The organism is Vibrio sp. 1978, from assembly GCF_033344345.1.
Genome location: NZ_JAWPOP010000477.1, coordinates 1 through 689, shown reverse-complemented (window position 1 = coordinate 689; position 689 = coordinate 1). Strand labels below are relative to the sequence as shown.

Below are 689 nucleotides of genomic sequence, written 5' to 3'. Positions count from 1 at the left end.
AAACACCGTCAGCTTTTAAGCGAGTGATTTTTCTCACGAGTTTTTGTACAGCAAGCGGGTAATCTTCGACTTTTTCCAACTGTTTGTAAGTGCAGATTAGCTGCGTATGTTCAAGGATTCTGGCTACTTCATCTTCAAACTTATGAGTAAGGTTTGCGTAGTCATCTTGAATCAATAAACCATTTTCAAGATCGAGAGACCAAGCACGCGGATTTAAGTTGTTACCCGTAAGCAGCATGTATCGTTTATCAACCCAGATACCTTTTAGGTGGAAGCTGTTGTTTTCATGCTTCCATAAGTGCACTGAAAGCTTGCGAGCTGCAATGTTCGCCTCATTTGCTTTGGCAAAGCGGCGTAGATTTACCTCGTAAAGGTAAGGAAGACCACCAATGGTTTTGAAATCTTCTTCTGGAGAGATATAGAAATCGTTCGCGGTTTTATCTCCTACCACGATCGTTACTTTTACTCCACGTTTCATCGCACGTTTTACTTCCCGGTGAATTGATTTAGGGAAGTTAAAATATGGCGTACAGATGAAAATTTCGTTTTTTGCTGCTGCTAGTAGCTTGACGATTTGCTGGTTTAGTAAGTTTCGACGCTTACCAAGACCAACAAGTGGTGTGATCTTTACTTTATCTTCCGCCGCTGACTCATGGGCAAATTGATAGTTGGCTTGAGCAAGAGAAGCC

At 41.8% G+C, this 689-nt stretch carries 1 protein-coding gene; it reads right to left on the bottom strand.

Annotation, left to right across the window (positions count from 1 at the left end):
- Positions 1 to 689 (bottom strand): CDP-diacylglycerol--serine O-phosphatidyltransferase (gene pssA, locus R8N49_RS27315; RefSeq protein WP_318190475.1); only part of this gene is annotated, 689 nt, incomplete at both ends.